Origin of the sequence: Halomonas halodenitrificans DSM 735 (assembly GCF_000620045.1) — a bacterium.
GTDB lineage: Bacteria > Pseudomonadota > Gammaproteobacteria > Pseudomonadales > Halomonadaceae > Halomonas > Halomonas halodenitrificans.
On the sequence record NZ_JHVH01000055.1, the window covers coordinates 1 to 1,144 of the forward strand.

Consider the following 1,144-nt stretch of genomic DNA (forward strand, 5'->3'; position numbering starts at 1 on the left):
TACCACTCGGTGAATTGCTGGACCCAGTCTTGTGCCTCGGCCAGCGTGGCGAAGCCGTCGGCGGGGAATCCCGGCCGGTACTTCAGTGTCTTGAAGGCCGACTCGGCGAAGGCGTTGTCGTTGCTGACCCTTGGCCGGCTGTACGACGGGGTGATGCCCAGATCGTAGAGCTTCTCCAGGAAGGTCGCCGCCTTCATCGGACTGCCGTTATCGGAATGCAAAATCAAAGGCTTGTGACGATCGGTGAGGTGCTCTCGCCAGCAGGCCTTCTGGATCAGCTCGGCGGCCAGCTCGCCGGTCTCGGTTTCATAGACCTCGTGCCCAACGATCTTGCGGCTGAAGACGTCCATGATCAGGTACAGGTACCACCAAGTACCGCGTGCAGGGCCCGGTAACCAGCTGATATCCCAGCACCAAAGCCGGTTTGGCGCCGTGGCCTGGTGCGTGGTCGGCGGTCGCTTGCGCTGCGGGGCCTGCTGGCGGCCCCGGTGATGTTGCTGATCATACTCATGAAGCACTCGGTATATCGTCGACTCAGAGGCCAAGTAGCGGCCCTTGTCCGCCTGATCGGCCACGATGAAGGCTGGAGGGCGGCTCCGGTACTCCGGAGCGTTGCACAGCGCCACAATCGCCTCTCGTTCCTCAGGCGACAGCTTGTTGGCCGGTTCTGGGCGGGTAGCGTCGGGGCGGCGATCCGCCGTCACTTCGCCTTCCGCGACCCAGCGGTAGTAGGTCCGCACGTTGATGCCCATCACCTGACAGGCCTTGGCCAGCCGAGCCCCGTCACGCTGGGCGTCTTGCACCAGAGTCACGATGCGCTGGCGATCCGGGAGGCTGGTCAGTCGTCCTCGTCGTTGGTCGTGCCCCAGATCGCCTCGGCCTTTTTTGATAGGGCCAGCAACGCCGCTGTCTCGGCGAGGGCCTTGTCCTTGCGGTGCAGTTCCCGCTCCAGCTTGCGGAGCCGCTTCTGCTCTGCCTTGCGCGCCTGACGAAGCTGCTTGGCCTGCGCTGCCGCATCATCGTTGGCGTTCATGCAGGCATCCCGCCAGGCCTCCACCTGCTCGGGGTAGAGCCCGCGCTCGCGGCAGTAGGCGCTGACTTCAGCCTCGTTCATCGGAGCTGTCTCCAGGACGATCTGGAACTT

Annotated in this window: 1 protein-coding gene and 1 pseudogene; both read right to left on the minus strand. The window is 64.1% G+C overall.

The genetic code is table 11. The features are described from left to right. On the minus strand, positions 1-803 hold an 803-nt coding region (locus tag Q358_RS0113915), incomplete at its 3' end, for an IS3 family transposase (RefSeq protein WP_156940945.1). Positions 804-838: 35 nt separating this feature from the next. Then, positions 839-1,144, minus strand: a pseudogene (locus Q358_RS17660) (IS3 family transposase); the annotation flags it as partial.